This is a genomic window from Adlercreutzia muris (assembly GCF_008831045.1).
Classification (GTDB): domain Bacteria; phylum Actinomycetota; class Coriobacteriia; order Coriobacteriales; family Eggerthellaceae; genus Adlercreutzia; species Adlercreutzia muris.
Window position 1 is genome coordinate 1 of sequence record NZ_WAJS01000091.1, and the last position, 523, is coordinate 523.

1 protein-coding gene is annotated in these 523 nt (G+C 66.2%); it reads left to right on the forward strand.

The genetic code is table 11. The annotated features are described in order from the left end of the window. Positions 1-458 (forward strand): transaldolase family protein (locus tag F8D48_RS11510; protein WP_151432180.1); only part of this gene is annotated, 458 nt, incomplete at its 5' end. Positions 459-523: the final 65 nt, after the last annotated feature.

Genomic DNA, 523 nt, shown 5'->3' on the forward strand with positions numbered 1-523 from the left:
AGCTGGCCAAGATCGCCCCCAACGTCGTGGTGAAGATCCCCACCATGGTGGAGGGCCTGGCCGCCACCCGCGTGCTGGCCGACGAGGGCATTCCGGTGAACATGACCCTGTGCTTCACCGTGCCCCAGGCTATTCTGGCCGCCCGCGCCGGTGCTCGCTACATCTCGCCCTTCGTGGGCCGCTTCGACGACATCTCCGAGGACGGCCTGGCTCAGCTGGACGACGTGGTGCGCGCCATCGGCAACTACGACTTTACCGCCGACACGGTGGGCGGCGAGCAGATCGAGATCATCGCCGCCTCCATCCGCAGCGCCAACCACGTGACCCAGGCGGCCCTCATGGGCGCCGACATCGCCACGGTGCCCTTCGGCATCCTGAAGAAGTGCGTGTCCCATCCGCTGACCGACCGCGGCCTGGAATCGTTCCTTAAGGATTGGGAGAAGGTTCAGAACGCATGAGTGAGGCCGACGAGAACCAGATGACCATCGCCGACGCCCTGGAGGCGGCCCCTGAGAAGCCCAAG